Source organism: Desulfosoma sp., from assembly GCA_037481875.1.
Lineage (GTDB): Bacteria > Desulfobacterota > Syntrophobacteria > Syntrophobacterales > DSM-9756 > Desulfosoma.
Genome location: JBBFKY010000001.1, coordinates 77,542 through 90,947 on the forward strand (window position 1 = coordinate 77,542; position 13,406 = coordinate 90,947).

13 protein-coding genes are annotated in these 13,406 nt (G+C 55.3%); 6 read left to right on the top strand and 7 right to left on the bottom strand.

Features of this window, described 5'->3' with window-relative positions; all coding sequences use genetic code 11:
• Positions 1-7: 7 nt before the first annotated feature.
• On the top strand, positions 8-1,015 hold the full coding sequence (locus WHS46_00300; GenBank protein ID MEJ5347113.1) for a GDP-mannose 4,6-dehydratase: 1,008 nt from the start codon (positions 8-10) through the stop codon (positions 1,013-1,015).
• Between the two features lie 17 nt (positions 1,016-1,032).
• Positions 1,033-2,991 carry a hypothetical protein gene (locus WHS46_00305; protein MEJ5347114.1) on the top strand — a complete coding sequence of 653 codons (1,959 nt, stop codon included), beginning with the start codon at positions 1,033-1,035 and terminating at the stop codon, positions 2,989-2,991.
• 57 nt (positions 2,992-3,048) lie between these two features.
• On the opposite strand, the gene WHS46_00310 is transcribed toward WHS46_00305, so the two are convergent.
• A complete protein-coding gene (locus WHS46_00310) occupies positions 3,049-3,459 on the bottom strand; it encodes a DUF2304 domain-containing protein (protein MEJ5347115.1) in 411 nt (136 codons plus the stop codon).
• On the bottom strand, positions 3,456-4,187 hold the full coding sequence (locus WHS46_00315; GenBank protein MEJ5347116.1) for a glycosyltransferase family 2 protein: 732 nt from the start codon (positions 4,185-4,187) through the stop codon (positions 3,456-3,458). Before WHS46_00315 ends, WHS46_00310 begins: the two co-directional genes overlap by 4 nt.
• Before the next feature lie 379 nt (positions 4,188-4,566).
• On the opposite strand from WHS46_00315, the gene WHS46_00320 reads away from it, so the two are divergent.
• The 4 genes from WHS46_00320 (at position 4,567) to era (ending at position 8,480) form a co-directional block, all read left to right on the top strand.
• A complete protein-coding gene (locus WHS46_00320; GenBank protein ID MEJ5347117.1) occupies positions 4,567-5,727 on the top strand; it encodes a glycosyltransferase family 1 protein in 1,161 nt (386 codons plus the stop codon).
• A gap of 133 nt (positions 5,728-5,860) precedes the next feature.
• Positions 5,861-6,241 carry a hypothetical protein gene (locus tag WHS46_00325; GenBank protein MEJ5347118.1) on the top strand — a complete coding sequence of 127 codons (381 nt, stop codon included), beginning with the start codon at positions 5,861-5,863 and terminating at the stop codon, positions 6,239-6,241.
• Between the two features lie 70 nt (positions 6,242-6,311).
• Positions 6,312-7,355 carry a GDP-mannose 4,6-dehydratase gene (gene gmd / locus WHS46_00330; protein ID MEJ5347119.1) on the top strand — a complete coding sequence of 348 codons (1,044 nt, stop codon included), beginning with the start codon at positions 6,312-6,314 and terminating at the stop codon, positions 7,353-7,355.
• A gap of 210 nt (positions 7,356-7,565) precedes the next feature.
• Positions 7,566-8,480, top strand: a complete 915-nt coding sequence (gene era / locus WHS46_00335; GenBank protein ID MEJ5347120.1) for a GTPase Era — start codon at positions 7,566-7,568, stop codon at positions 8,478-8,480.
• Between the two features lie 590 nt (positions 8,481-9,070).
• Here era and WHS46_00340 read toward each other — a convergent pair.
• The 5 genes from WHS46_00340 to meaB all read right to left on the bottom strand — a co-directional run bounded on the left by WHS46_00340 (position 9,071) and on the right by meaB (position 13,402).
• Entirely contained in the window at positions 9,071-9,310 is a 240-nt protein-coding gene (locus WHS46_00340) for a GxxExxY protein (GenBank protein MEJ5347121.1), read from the bottom strand.
• 132 nt (positions 9,311-9,442) lie between these two features.
• On the bottom strand, positions 9,443-11,395 hold the full coding sequence (locus WHS46_00345; GenBank protein ID MEJ5347122.1) for a VWA domain-containing protein: 1,953 nt from the start codon (positions 11,393-11,395) through the stop codon (positions 9,443-9,445).
• Positions 11,396-11,566: 171 nt separating this feature from the next.
• The gene (gene mce, locus WHS46_00350; GenBank protein MEJ5347123.1) at positions 11,567-11,977 is read right to left on the bottom strand and encodes a methylmalonyl-CoA epimerase; all 411 of its coding nucleotides are present in this window, start codon (positions 11,975-11,977) and stop codon (positions 11,567-11,569) included.
• A 77-nt stretch (positions 11,978-12,054) separates the two neighbouring features.
• Complete coding sequence (locus tag WHS46_00355; protein ID MEJ5347124.1) at positions 12,055-12,363, bottom strand: GxxExxY protein; 309 nt, start codon at positions 12,361-12,363, stop codon at positions 12,055-12,057.
• Positions 12,364-12,451: 88 nt separating this feature from the next.
• Positions 12,452-13,402, bottom strand: coding sequence for a methylmalonyl Co-A mutase-associated GTPase MeaB (gene meaB, locus WHS46_00360; GenBank protein MEJ5347125.1), 951 nt, complete (start codon positions 13,400-13,402; stop codon positions 12,452-12,454).
• Between the last annotated feature and the right edge of the window lie 4 nt (positions 13,403-13,406).

The window sequence follows — 13,406 nt, forward strand, 5'->3', positions numbered from 1 at the left end:
CTCGGCCATGGCTTACGGAAAAAGCGAATCACCTCGTGAACCGAAGAAAGTTTTGATCACGGGAGGAGCCGGTTTTATCGGATCCCACCTCGTGGATCGTTTCCTGAACGAGGGGTGCATTGTCACGGCTGTGGATGATTTGTCCACGGGAAAGCTGGAAAACATTGCACATCAAAAAGGAAATGCAAACTTTCGGTTTGTTATCGATACCATTTTGAATGAAGCTGCCATGGACGCTTTGGTGGCTCAGTGTGATGAAGTTTACCATTTGGCGGCGGCTGTCGGGGTCAAGCTCATCATGAACCGCCCCGTGGAAACCCTGGAAACCAATGTGCGAGGGACCGAAGTGGTGTTGCGGTGCGCCAACCGGCACAAGAAGAAGGTGCTCATCACCTCCACATCGGAAGTGTACGGCAAGGCCATGGACGATAACGGGGGTGCGCCGCTCAAGGAAGACGGGGACAGCCTTATCGGGCCCACTTCACGACGTCGCTGGGCCTATGCCTGTTCCAAGGCCTTGGATGAATTTTTGGCTTTGGCTTACCATGAAGAAAAAAAGCTTCCGGTGATCATCGTACGCCTTTTCAACACGGTAGGGCCTCGACAAACAGGCCAGTACGGGATGGTGGTCCCCAATTTCGTCCAGAAGGCGCTCCTGAACAAACCCATTATTGTTTATGGGGATGGATCCCAATCCCGATCCTTTACCCATGTTTCCGATGTGGTGGAAGCTTTGGTACGCCTTATGGCGGAACCCCGAGCCGTAGGACAGGTTGTCAACGTGGGAAACCCTCAGGAAATCACCATACGTGAGCTGGCCGAGCTGGTGAAAGAAATGACGGGAAGTCGTTCGGAAATCGAGTATATTCCGTATGACCGGGCTTACGGTCCGGGTTTTGAGGACATGCGACGACGCTGTCCGGACATTACAAAACTGAAGGAACTGACCGGTTTTACCCCTCAGGTGGACCTAAGGGGCATTATTCAAAGCGTGATTGCGTACTATCAGAGCTGATCGAAGGGGGAATGAACATGGAGATCACCCTGTACTGGCTTCAGGCCGTGGTCTTGTTTTCGGCGGCTCTGGCCATCGGCTGGTGGGTGACGCCTCGTGTAGGATCCCTGGCTGTTCGGTACAAAAAGGTGGCTGTGCCTCGTGAAGACCGCTGGCACAAAAAAGAAACACCCCTTCTTGGGGGGATCGCCATCGCCGCGACCTTTTACGGGGTGACGATCCTTGGTGCCCTTTCCGGTGTGTTCGGCTCCGACCCCCGATCCCTTTGGCACCTGATGCCTTTGTTGCTTGGCGGTTTCGGCATGTTCCTGCTCGGACTCTGGGATGATTTTCGAAACCTTTCCCCTCAGACCAAGCTGGCAGGACAAATCGTTCTGGCTTCCGTGTTGGTTTTTTTCGGCTACAAGGTGGATTGGTTCGTGTCCAAGACGGCCAACACGTTTTTGAGTATTCTGTGGATCGTGGGCATCACCAACGCCTTCAATCTGTTGGACAATATGGACGGTTTGAGTGCCGGGGTGGCGGCCATCGCCGCTTTTTTTCTGCTTGCCTTTGAAACGGTGTCGGCTGGAGGTGTTCCGACGGAACCTCACATGCTGCTTCTGCCCATCTTCATGGGAGCCGTTTTGGGATTCCTGCGCCATAACAGTCATCCGGCTTCCATTTTCATGGGGGATTGCGGCAGTCTTTTTCTGGGCTTTGTCTTGGCGGGCATCAGTACCCAAAATGAGCTGAGCCGGCATGGGCATCTAGTGCCCATTGTCATGGCGCCTCTTTTCGTCTTTTGCCTGCCTGTGGCGGACATGGCCCTGGTTTCCGTGATGCGGACCGTTTTCTGCCGTTCCGTGGCCTGCGGAGGCCGGGATCACACGTCGCACCGTCTGGTGGCCATCGGTTTGGATGAAAAGCGCACCGTACGGGTCCTTTACGGCTTTTCGGCCTTAGGGGGCGCCGTGGCTCTTTTGAGCGCCCTGGATATGGGACTTTTTTACGCCGCGGCTTTCCTTTTTGTGATCATGACGCTGGTTTTTCTGGTGCGTCTTGCCCAGGTGCGCGTCTACCCCATAGGAGAGAAAAGCCTTCTGGAAAAGAAGCCGGCCTTGACCGTCTTGTGGATTCAGTTCACCTACAAGAAACGCGTCTTTGAAGTCCTTTTTGACGTTTTCCTCGTCGCCTTCTGTTATTGGCTGGCCTACTACCTGCGTTACGAGCGCTGGTCCGATCCCAATGCTTTTCCATTGTTTCTCGGAAGTCTTCCTGTCATTGTGGTCTGCTCCCTGGCGGCCTACGTCACCTTCGGGATCTATAAGGGTGTGTGGCGGTACACCACCCTGTCGGATGTGAGCGTTCATTTTCTGGCGGTGAGTGCCGCCGTGTGCCTGAGTGTCGCGGTTCTGGTTTTCGCCTATAATTTCGAAGGGTTTTCTCGAACCGTCTTCAGTATCTATTGGCTTTTGGCTTTCGTTTCCCTTACAGGATCCCGCCTTTCCTTTCGTTTCCTCTCTGAATTTCTTAACAGACTTGCCAAAAGAACGGGGCGTCCCACGTTGATTTACGGGGCCAATCGCAGCGGCGGGTACGTGCTTCAGGAGCTTTTAGAAAACACCCAGTGGGGGTTGGTTCCGGTGGGTTTCATCGACGAAGATGAAAGAACTCTAAGGCGTCGCGTGTTCGGCTACAAGGTTTTGGGAAGCCTGCGTCACCTGCGAAAGCTTATCCGTCGATATGGAGTCCAGGACATTGTGGTTGCTTCTCGGGACGTGTCCCAAGAGATCGCCCAACAACTGGAAAACGTATGTCGTGATATGGGTGTGGTCCTCAGACGGGCCGAACTCCATCTTTCGCCATGCCTTGAAGGCGTCCATCACGAACCTGAAGGTTTTTCCTCGTTGAACGAGAAAAATCCTTCCGGCCATCCGTCCGCACCTGGCGACCAAAACCCACGGAATCTCCATTCCTCCCAGACCACCCAATAACCAACACCCTGGGGGCGCGGACCTAGGTGTCCGCCCCCATGAAACCACCTTTCCTGTTCACGGCGGTTTTTCATCGGTTTCCGGCATGTTCAAGGGCTTCTCCTCTGTGTCCGCACACCTTTTCTTTTCCATGGCTTCCAGACGCGCTTCCAGGATAGCCAGACGTTGTGCGAGGCGTCTCATGTTCTGTTCCCGGCGGCATCGATCCATGTCTTGCGTCAGACTTTTCAGAAACAGCAACGCAGTAGCCGCAACGAGAACAAGAACCGGCGGATAATGCACTCCTAAAAGCCTGCCCACATCGTCCATAATCCACGGAAACATGCCCAATAAAAAAGCTGCGGCCGCGACACTGAGCCACCACAAGGCATAGCGGACCTGCAGGCGATCCCTTCGAAGAAGGGAGAGGATAATGACGCAGACCAGAATGCCGATGACGGACGATACCCATTGCGGGGACGGTTTCATGATGTGTTTCCTGCCCGCCGATCGAAGGAGAGGGTGTCGACAATGCAGCCCAAGACGGGATAAGGTCGCTTGCTCACCGAAATGAGCCCGGAATAGAGAAGGTACCAGAGAACGGCCCGCCACGTGTGAAAGACTCGGCTGTGGCCGTTTTTTCGAGGATTCATGGTTACAGGCACTTCAGAAAAGCGAAGCCCGAAACGCTTCAAAAAAAGAAGAACTCCTACATCCTGATAATCCAGTAAGGTGGCTTCCCGACCGGCAAGGATTTCCAGGGCTTCACGATTGTAGGCACGAAAGCCGGAAGTGAGATCGCCCAAATCAAGACCTGTGATGCGCCGAAAAATATGCCAGGCGAACTTTCTAGCGGCGCTGCCGCGTTCCACACAGGACCCGATGACCACGTCGGCTTCCCCCTCCAGCAAAGGGCGCAGAATGCGGGGAATATCTTGCGGGCGATGCTGGCCGTCCCCGTCCATGGTGACCAGATGACGGCATCCATGGGCTAAAGCGTATCGAATACCGGTTTGAGCCGAACACCATGCGCCTAGATGTATGGAAAGCGAAAGCACGATGGCACCGGCTTCCGAGGCATTTTGAGCTGTTTCATCGGTGCTCTGATCGTCGACCACCACCACCGTTGCCGGAAACAGCGCATGAATCCCGCGGACCAAATCCCCGATGGAAGCGGCCTCGTTATGTGCTGGAATCACCACCCAGAAATATTCCATCTTTCTACCATCATAACCCTTACGCTCAATACCCCGCAATCAATCGCCTGCCGATGCAAGCATTCATAACGCATGGTCTCGCGGCACACAAGGCCGAAGGCGTATGTGCCCTGCAGGAACTGCGAACAGTGGTGCTCCGAGAGGAACCATACGGTGAAGGAGGGTTCTGGGTTGCATCCGCGGCTGGTTTCTAGTAGAGCCGTGCTGGTATCGTTTGCAGCCGACACAGAGCTGCATCGCAACATCAATTCATCACAGGAGAATCCCGAAACGCCGGTTTAGGTCTTCGGGCCGGATCCTGATCCGCATGGGCCGGATCAAGAACACTCGTAGACGTGGATCTTTGGATTTGCCTTCTGAACAGCATGGAAAGGCGACCATGAGAATACTTGTTGACGCAATTCCACTTCTTGGCCTGATGACGGGTATCGGCCGTTACCTGAGAAGCCTCTATGGAGCCATGAAAACTGATGAGGGTTGTCGCGACATTCAGGTGGATTTCTTCGATGGAAGGAAAATATACGATTCCATGCCGCAGGCCGCGGAACCATCAAGATGGGCCCGATACATAGGCACTCTGTGGAAGCTTCCGGACCCGGCGGTTTTCACCCTTCGTTGTCTTCATTGGCTTGGGTACGAAAATAGATTGCAGCGCCTCTGCCACAAGAAGCCCTACGACATCTATCATGAAGCTTCCTTTACCCCTGCGGCCTTATCGACCGTGCCCCAGGTGTTCAGCCTGTGCGATCTCTCCCTGCTTCGGTATCCAGAAACACATCCAAGGGAACGAGTGTGGTTTTTCAAGCACTTTTGGCGACGAAAAATGGGATATGCAACACACATTATGACTCTTTCCGAATACACACGCAAAGAAACCTGCGAGATTTTGCGATGGCCAGAAAATCGAGTCACAGCCGTTCCACTGGCACCCGCGGAAGTTTTTCGGCCCAGACCTCGAGAACACGTGGCGGCCACATGCAGGGCTCTTGGCCTGCCCGAAGACTATCTGCTTTTCGTTGGTTCTTTGGAACCCCGGAAAAACATTGGTCTTGTGATTGAAGCTTTGGAACGATGCCGATTCGCCATTCCGCTTGTGCTCGTCGGTTGGGAAGCATGGGGTGAGAAGCGTTGGCTGGAAGCGGCCCGATCTAAGGGGCTGGAAAAAAGAATCATGATTGTGGGTTACGTGGATGACGAAACCTTGGCTCGCCTTTATTCGGGAGCCACCGCTCTTGTTTACCCCAGCTTGTATGAAGGCTTCGGTCTACCCATTCTGGAAGCCATGGCGTGTGGATGCCCGGTCATTTGTTCCAATGTCTCCAGCATGCCTGAAGTAGCCGGGGATGCCGCGAGGTTGATTGACCCTTTCGATGCTGAGGATTTAGCTGCCGCCATCGATGAAGTGACCGATTCTTCAGCGTACCGTGCTCATCTTTCTCAGAAGGGTCTTCGACGTGCCGCCGCGTTCAGTTGGACTCAAACAGCCCGGAAGACTCTTGCTGTTTTTCGCAAAGTGCTCGAAAAAAACCGCGTGTCTTAACGGGCGGACCCCGGCAATCCAAGAGGTCTTGGCTCTTGAATGGGGGCTGACAGGTGGCTATAGAGCGAGTGCCATGTGACCATGGTGAAGGAACACGCCGTCGCACTCAAAGACTTCACCCAGGAGCAGCCTAATGCGCGGAATGCTTTACGCCTTGTGGCGTTACCATCACTTTGTCTGGAGCTCCAATCATAACGAACAGGTCAGGCGTTTTGCCCGAAACAAGCTCGGCGGACTCCGGAGGCTTATCAATCCTTTAGCGCAAGTCCTCATCTACGCCCTCATACTGCCCAACGCTCCGAGGACAAAGTTGCCCGGCATCGACAACGGACCTGCTTGGGCCATCTGTTGGGCGGTCGAAGAGACCCGGGGGCTGCATGCCATCAATTTCGACGCCAAGGATCATCATCGGGCGGGTTTAAGTGGAAAGCCAATTGGATCCCTGAAGACTGCTTTCGATTCAAAGATGTACTCAAGAAAAAAGGGTTTCGCTGCAGTCATTGGCTCAATTTAGGTGCTGATTTTTTAGTGGCTTGAGATTGACTGTTTGTCATTGTTAAGAATCTGTCCTAGGAGGTTAACTGATGACAAAACGGGCGTTTATCACGGGAATTACCGGTCAGGATGCGGCGTATCTGGCGGAACTGCTGCTGGAAAAAGGCTATGAGGTTTATGGGGCTTACAGAAGAAGCGCTTCCGTAAATCTTTGGCGGCTTCATGAATTAGGGCTGGACGGAAAGGTTCAGTTGATCCCCATGGATCTTTTGGAACTCACAAACATCATGCGAACCATCCAGAAAGTTCAGCCGGATGAGATCTATAACCTGGCGGCCCAAAGCTTTGTGGGGGTTTCTTTCGACCAGCTGATTTACACAACCAATGTGAACGCCGTCGGCGTGGCCTACCTTCTGGAATCGGTACGCACTCTTCGACCTGAGGCTCGCATTTATCAGGCTTCGACGTCCGAGATGTTCGGCAAGGCTCGAGAAGTTCCTCAAAACGAAAGAACCCCTTTCCATCCGAGAAGTCCTTACGCCGTGGCCAAGCTTTACGGCCACTGGATCACGGTGAATTACCGGGAAGCCCACGGCATGCATGCTTCTTCGGGGATCCTTTTCAACCATGAATCACCGCTTCGAGGGCGGGAGTTCGTGACCCGAAAGATTACAGCGAGCCTTGCCAAGATCAAGCACAACCAGCAAGAGGTGCTGGAACTGGGGAACCTGGAAGCCAAGCGGGATTGGGGTTACGCAGGTGATTACGTCCAAGGGATGTGGCTCATGCTTCAGCAACGGGAACCGGACGATTACGTGCTGGCCACCGGAGAAAGCCACTCGGTTCGAGAATTCGTGGAAAAGGCTGCGGAATGCCTCGGCTTTCAAATCGAATGGGAAGGCGAGGGCGTTGACACGCGTGGGATAGACAGAAACAGTGGTAAAGTCATTGTGCGTGTGAATCCGGCGTTCTATCGGCCGGCCGAGGTGGATTATCTGCTGGGTGATGCATCCAAAGCAAAGGAACGACTGGGTTGGGAACCCACAGTACACTTTGATGCCCTGGTGGAGATGATGGCTCGAGCCGACAACGACCGCGCAGCCCGAGGTGAACTTCAGTCTTTAAATTTCTAACAGCTCCAGCCGAAGTCCCCAGGAAAGACAGTCACTATGGGTTTGCCGCGTCACGTGATGGTGATTCCCTCGCTTTTGAAGATTTCGTAAACCAGTGACGTTGGCGACAGAGGACATACCCTTACCTGCACGAAAAGGTTGTTTAGGCAGCATCCGGGCTGAACCAAAATTCAAGAATCAAAATTTCACCGAGAGATTCACGAGGCTGGGATGGAGAAAAATTCATACAAGTCGGGGTTTGTGGCGTTGGTGGGGGCGCCCAATGTGGGAAAATCCACGCTTATGAACCAGATCCTCAAGGAAAAGATATCCATTACATGCTCCAAGCCGCAGACCACTCGAAACCGAATCCTGGGGATTTACACCACACCTAGGTCGCAAATGGTGTTTGTGGACACTCCGGGGATTCATCGGGCCCGCGATACCTTTAACAAGATTCTGGTGGAAACGGCTCTGGGGGTCTTGAGTGACGTGGATGCTGTCGCCTTCATCGTGGATGTGACCGCCAAGGGCATGGATCTGGACCGGTTCGTGCTGCAATGCATGGAAAAACTGGCCACGCCGGTCATTCTTGTGCTGAACAAGGTGGATCTTGTCAAAGACAAGGCCATGCTTTTGCCTTTGATGCAGCGCTACACGGAAATGAGGTCTTTTGAAGCCGTGGTTCCCCTCTCCGCCCTGACAGGGGACGGTGTTTCGGAACTTCTGGACGAACTGGAAAAGCTGCTTCCTGAAGGACCTCGGTACTATCCGGAAGATATGGTCACGGATCAGCCCGAGAGATTTCTGGTGGCGGAGATCATTCGAGAGAAGGTGTTTCATTTGACGGAAGAGGAAATCCCTTATGCGACCGCGGTCACGGTGGATGTGTTCAAAGAGGAGCCGGAAAAGCCTTTGATTCGCATTGAGGCGACCATCCATGTGGAGCGGGATTCGCAGAAGGGGATCATTATTGGCAAGGGCGGGGCGCGCTTGAAAGAAATCGGCCGGCAGGCTCGGGAGGATGTGGAGCGGTTGCTGGGATGCAAGGTGTATCTGGGGTTGTATGTGCGGGTGCAGAAAAACTGGCGGCGGGATCGTCGTGTGTTGGGGGAGTTTGGGTATCGACTGCCTCGGGGCGGGTGAGAGTGTGCATGAGGGAGGGAGCAGGGAGAGAGGGTGTGGAAGGGTGGAGTGGTTTGGGTGTGGAGAAAGGGGTTGGGTTGCGGATTGGCCTGGGTGATGGTAGGAGGGGGTGGGTGTGAGACAATGGCACCGCAGAGACGCAGAGGGCGCGGAGGCAAGGGCGCACTGCCGTGCGCCCCGGACTGTGGACTCTGGCGCTGAGACGCCGCCACAGCCCACGGGCCCGCGCCTTCGGCGCCGATCAGTTTTGCTTTTTCGGCCCTTGTAGAAAAGGGGTAGAGGTTCCTGTCGCTTGAAAGCCATCCCACGCAGGTGAAGTTCATGAGCCAGGGTCTCTTCATAAATGGATTCCAAAAGGCCGGGTCCTAAGTGCCGATGCCCTTCAATGGTCGCTCCGATCCCCTTGGATGTCTGTTCGTTCAGATCCATGGTGTGTTCTAGGCTATGGGCTGCGGCGCCGCGGCGCCGCGGCGCAAATACCCGGCCGCCCGAAACCTCTGTGTTCTCTGTGCCTCTGCGGTTTTTAAGAAAGCACCGCGAAGACGCGGAGGGTGCGGAGGCAAGGGCGCACTGCCGCGCCCCTGCGTGGGCTATGGCGCTGAGACGCCGCCACAGCCCACGGACCCGCGCCATCGGCGCCGATCAGTTTTGCTTTTTCGGCCCTTGTAGAAAAGGGGCAGAGGTTCCTGTCGCTTGAAAGCCATCCCACGCAGGTAAAGTTCATGGGCCAGGCACTCTTCATAGATGGATTCCAAAAGGCCGGGCCCTAAGTGCCGATGCCCTTCAATGGCCGCTCCGATCCCCTTGGATGGGAGTTCGTTCAGATCCATGGTATGTTCTGGCTATGGGCTACGGCGCCGCGGCGCAAGAACCCGGCCGCCCGAAACCTCTGCGTTCTCTGCGTTTTTGTGGTGAAACAGCACGCCTCATCGGGAAGGGGTTTCACTCAAAGTGGCGGAACCTTACCGACGTTGCAGCAAACGGTCCACGGGAAGATAGACGGCGCCCATGCGGCGCGCGATTTCATACGAGCAGCCTCCGGCCATGGGATCCAGTTCCGTGTCCACAAAAATGGCTTGAATCCCCAGCCTTTTAATTTCCCGCGCATAATGAAAGGTTTCATCCACAGGATCGGCCCCGAAGGCGCTCATGTTCGGACGGCCGTCGGAAAAGAGAAGCATCACGGGCACGGTTTCCGGATTTTTTCGTTTTTCTTGAAGAAGCAACCGAAGCCCGAGGTGAAGTCCCAGAGCAAGAGGCGTACGGCCTCCTACGGGCAAGGTATCCACAGCCGTAGCGGCATCTCGAATATTGTGGGTAAGCGGCAGCAAGACTTCGGCCGTGGTGTGCCGAAACGTGACGATGCCCAGTTTATCGCGACGCAGGTAAAGATCCTGCAACAATGCGTCAATAACCCCTTTGGTGATGGACATGCGGTCATTGCTTCGCATGCTCGCGCTGGAATCCACCACCATCACCAGGGAAAGGCCTGTTTTTCGAGATCTTTTGCGAAGCCGAATATCGTGGGGGGCCAAAACAGGCCGGCCATTGGCCGTAGGATTTCCGTTGCGACGGCCGGCTTGATACGGAGCGGCGGCCCTCAAAGTGCCGAGAAGCGAGAGATCGACGGTGTGTTCCCCCGCTATGGGCCATCTCGACCCGTGGACGGTTCCTGAATGTTTCGCCAAGGGAAGCAGAAACCGTCTTCCCGGATGGGTGCCCGGCTGAAGGCGATGCCAAGGCATGTGAGCCAGAAGGGTGCGACTGGTCGGGCATAGATGGGTGACACATTCCACGGGAGACATGGAATGCTTGGCTTTGGGGGAGGCCTTAGGGACATTGTGGTGCACAGGAACCCAAGGCTGCGGTTCTCCGGCTCCCGTGCCGGCTTCCGATTTCAGGAGCTCCTTCAGTTTTTCCTCATCCAGTTCGGCTTTTTCCAAAGGCGTTTTTTTCACGCGATGCGGCAGAGCCAGACGGGCCGCCAGATGAAGATCGTCCTCGGTCACACTGGTTCGACCTTCCAAAGCCGAGTGCGCTCGTGCCGCCTTGATCATGGCGATGTCGGCTCGATGCCCATCGGTTCCCATGGCCACAGCGATTCGAGAAGCCAATTGCAGAAGATCCTCGGTGAGGGTGACGGTGTGGAGTCGTTGTCGAGCCGACTGAATCTTTTGAGCCAGAGCCTGATCCTGTTCAGCCCACCGAGACCGAAAACCTTCCGGATCCGCTTCAAACGCCAGCCGACGTTTGATGATTTCCACGCGTTCTTCCAAGGATTCAATGCTTCGTATGGTCACCGAAAGCCCGAATCGATCCAAAAGCTGAGGCCGAAGGTCCCCTTCTTCCGGGTTCATGGTGCCCACCAGAATGAACCGGCTGGCATGACTGAAACTGATTCCTTCCCTTTCCACCACATTGCGACCTGAAGCGGCCGCATCCAGGAAAAGATCCACGATCTGATCGTTCAACAGGTTGACCTCGTCCACATAAAGAATCCCGCGGTGAGCTTCGGCTAGAAGACCGGGTTCAAAGGCTTTGACGCCCGTTTTCAGGGCCTTTTCGATGTCGATGGTTCCTAAAAGTCGGTCTTCCGTTGTCCCGATAGGCAGATTGACCAGACGCACAGGTCTTTCCACGACGGGAAGGTTTTGCCCGGAAGCAACCTTTTCACGGCACCAAGGGCACAAGTTTTCGACGATTTCAGGGTCACAGCGAAACGGGCAGTTTTCCACGACGCGAATGGTGGGCAAGAGATCCGCCAGAGCCCGCACCCCCGTGGATTTAGCCGTCCCTCGTTCCCCTTTGATGAGCACACCCCCCAGGGACGGATCCACCACGTTAAGAAGCAGGGCCTTTTTCATAAGGTCCTGCCCTACGAGAGCCGAAAAAGGAAAGGTCCGTTCCGTTGCCATGGCATCCACTTTTTGAATTCTTGAAAAGAATCCTCGTCTGCGAGTCGACGATGGGACACGTGCCGAAGACGCGGGCCCAAGGCCCGCTCTTGCGGCTAAACCATGGCGTGCTCCCACCGTATGACACACGCCTCAAAGTCGGTTTCAGGCATGGGCCCTTGTTGGCTCCCTCTAATGATCTTTGCGTTCACACAGTTCTACGAGAACGCCGTAAGTGGACTTGGGATGCAAAAAGGCGATACGGGCCCCTCCAGCACCCTTTCTCGGCGTTTGATCAATCAACTGAACCCCCTGGGCTTTCAGTTCTTCCAGGGCCGCCTCGATGTTGTCCACTCGAAACGCGATATGGTGCACGCCTTCACCTTTTTTTTCAATGAATTTGGCTACAGGCCCGTCCGGAGCCGTGGATTCCAGAAGTTCCACTTCCGTGTCTCCAACGGGGAAAAAGGCCGTGGTGACCTTTTGTTCTTCCACGGTTTCCCGGCCGTGATCGGGCAGGCCCAGAAGCTGGTGGTAGAGTTTTTGGGCTTCGTCGATGGATTTGACGGCTATGCCGATGTGGTCCACTTTGAGTACTTTCATGGGAGTCCTCCTTTGATGTGGGTGCATTGGGGTTGGTTTGTTCGTTTGCTTGGGTTTTGGGTTGTCGATGATTGTTTTTAAGAAGGCACCGCAGAGACGCGGAGGGCGCGGAGGCAGGGGCGCCCTGCCGTGCGCCCCTGCGTGGGCTGTGGCGCTGAGACGCCGCCACAGCCCACGGGCCGGCGCCTTCGGCGCCGATCAGTTTTGCTTTTTCGGCCCTTGGAGAAAAGGGGTAAAGGTTCCTGTCGCTTGAAAGCCATCCCACGTAGGTGAAGTTCATAGACCAGGCACTCTTCGTAGACGGATTCCAAAAGGCCTGGCCCTAGGTGCCGATGCACTTCAATGGCCGCTCCGATCCCCTTGGATGTGAGTTCGTTCAGATCCATGGTGCGTTCTAGGCTATGGGCTGCGGCGCCGCGGCGCAAGAACCCGGCCGCCCGAAACTTCTGTGTTCTCTGTGCCTCTGCGGTGCAATCACTCCTTCAACCATCGCGAAACCACTTCGCGCATGATCCGATAAGGGCTGCGCCTCTTGGACGCGATTTCTTCCACCAGGCTGTCCAGTTGACCGTCACTGCTTAGGCGACGCAGAAGGCGTCGGTAAAGTTCTCCGTGAATCATCTGAAGGGTTTGTTCCCGAGCGCGTCGAAGACGCTTTTCCACAAGGGTTCCGGAGGATTCCAGAAAACGCCGATGTTCTTCGATGGCCTGCACCAGCGTGTCCACACCTTGGTCTTCCACGGCCACCGTTTTCACGACCGGCGGTTTCCACAGGCGTTCCTTGATATGGGCATCCTGTTCCACGCGGGATGTGACCTCCGCGTAGAGTTGGTTGGTTCCGGGCCGATCCGCCTTATTGATCACAAAAATGTCGGCGATTTCCATCACCCCGGCCTTCATGCTTTGGATAGTGTCCCCAAGTCCGGGTACCAGCACAAGGCAGGTGGTGTCGGCCAATCGAATGATGTCCACTTCGTCTTGGCCGACTCCGACGGTTTCGATAAGGATCACATCCTTCCCGGAAGCATCCAGAACCTTAGCCACTTCCCCCGTCGCCTTGGCAAGCCCTCCCAGGTATCCTCGTGAGGCCATGCTGCGAATGAACACACCAGGATCCGTGGACAGACGGCTCATCCGCACACGATCCCCCAGAACCGCTCCGCCCGTAAAAGGACTGCTGGGATCCACGGCGATAATACCCACCGTGAGATCTTTTTTTCGCAAGGCGAAGGCGAGTTTGTCCGTCAGGGTACTCTTGCCGGCTCCTGGAGATCCCGTAATCCCCACCGTGTAGGCTCGACCCGTGTGCGGGTAGAGTTGTTCCATGACATCCAAGGCGCGCTCATCCTCGTCTTCCAGCCAACTGATCAGCCGCGCCACAGCCCTCGGGGAACCTTCCAGAATCTGTTGAGCGTAATCCTGCATGCAT

Excerpts from the sequence above, each read along its gene's own strand:
- WHS46_00300 (MEJ5347113.1), top strand. The coding sequence starts at position 8 with ATGGCTTACGGAAAAAGCGAATCACCTCGTGAACCGAAGAAAGTTTTG.
- WHS46_00305 (MEJ5347114.1), top strand. The coding sequence starts at position 1,033 with ATGGAGATCACCCTGTACTGGCTTCAGGCCGTGGTCTTGTTTTCGGCG.
- WHS46_00310 (MEJ5347115.1), bottom strand. The coding sequence starts at position 3,459 with ATGAAACCGTCCCCGCAATGGGTATCGTCCGTCATCGGCATTCTGGTC.
- WHS46_00315 (MEJ5347116.1), bottom strand. The coding sequence starts at position 4,187 with ATGGAATATTTCTGGGTGGTGATTCCAGCACATAACGAGGCCGCTTCC.
- WHS46_00320 (MEJ5347117.1), top strand. The coding sequence starts at position 4,567 with ATGAGAATACTTGTTGACGCAATTCCACTTCTTGGCCTGATGACGGGT.
- WHS46_00325 (MEJ5347118.1), top strand. The coding sequence starts at position 5,861 with ATGCGCGGAATGCTTTACGCCTTGTGGCGTTACCATCACTTTGTCTGG.
- gmd (MEJ5347119.1), top strand. The coding sequence starts at position 6,312 with ATGACAAAACGGGCGTTTATCACGGGAATTACCGGTCAGGATGCGGCG.
- era (MEJ5347120.1), top strand. The coding sequence starts at position 7,566 with ATGGAGAAAAATTCATACAAGTCGGGGTTTGTGGCGTTGGTGGGGGCG.
- WHS46_00340 (MEJ5347121.1), bottom strand. The coding sequence starts at position 9,310 with ATGGATCTGAACGAACTCCCATCCAAGGGGATCGGAGCGGCCATTGAA.
- WHS46_00345 (MEJ5347122.1), bottom strand. The coding sequence starts at position 11,395 with ATGGCAACGGAACGGACCTTTCCTTTTTCGGCTCTCGTAGGGCAGGAC.
- mce (MEJ5347123.1), bottom strand. The coding sequence starts at position 11,977 with ATGAAAGTACTCAAAGTGGACCACATCGGCATAGCCGTCAAATCCATC.
- WHS46_00355 (MEJ5347124.1), bottom strand. The coding sequence starts at position 12,363 with ATGGATCTGAACGAACTCACATCCAAGGGGATCGGAGCGGCCATTGAA.
- meaB (MEJ5347125.1), bottom strand. The coding sequence starts at position 13,402 with ATGCAGGATTACGCTCAACAGATTCTGGAAGGTTCCCCGAGGGCTGTG.